At 48.8% G+C, this 244-nt stretch carries 1 protein-coding gene; it reads left to right on the forward strand.

Going from position 1 to position 244, the window contains the following annotated elements; all coding sequences use genetic code 11:
- A partial coding sequence (locus KVT34_RS30875; protein WP_254635259.1) for a cation:proton antiporter domain-containing protein occupies positions 1-237 on the forward strand: 237 nt, incomplete at its 5' end.
- Positions 238-244 lie beyond the last annotated feature (7 nt).

A 244-nucleotide genomic window follows, 5' to 3' on the forward strand; every position in this document is an offset into this window, starting at 1 on the left:
GCGAAGGTTCAGAAAGCAGGTTCTTTATCTCACGGAGGGCTGGCCTTAGTGCTGGTAATGACTATGGGCGCGAGTATCGTCACGGAATACATCGGCATTTATGCCGTCTTCGGCTGTTTTATTTTGGGTCTGGCCATGCCGCGCAGCGAAGTGTTCCTCAGTGAAATGAACATCAAAATCAGCGATATTACCGTCGTCTTTTTTCTCCCGCTTTATTTCGCCTATTCGGGCATGTAGACGAATG

Origin of the sequence: Paenibacillus sp. GbtcB18 (genome assembly GCF_019091125.1) — a bacterium.
Taxonomy (GTDB): Bacteria; Bacillota; Bacilli; order Paenibacillales; family NBRC-103111; genus Paenibacillus_F; species Paenibacillus_F chitinolyticus.